Genomic DNA, 268 nt, shown 5'->3' on the forward strand with positions numbered 1-268 from the left:
AACGGATGATACTATACTGTACACACCAGCACCAGATTTCAATGGAACAGATACGTTTGATTATACAATTACAGATGCAGATGGCGATGAGTCCACAGCAACAGTAACCGTAACAGTAAATCCAATTGTAGATGTAGAAGAGAATACATTACCAGCAGATATTGATCCAACATTAACAACAACCGGATCAGATCCAGAAACGGTAACAGTAGTTGATGGTACAACAGCATCTACAAACGATGGATATGCACCAATCTTAGGAGATATT

The 268-nt window shown here is 38.8% G+C and carries 1 protein-coding gene; it reads left to right on the forward strand.

Annotation, left to right across the window (positions count from 1 at the left end; genetic code table 11):
- A partial coding sequence (locus ACVC5O_RS10995) for an Ig-like domain-containing protein (RefSeq protein ID WP_452221531.1) occupies positions 1-268 on the forward strand: 268 nt, incomplete at both ends.

Source organism: Lacinutrix salivirga, from assembly GCF_053604675.1.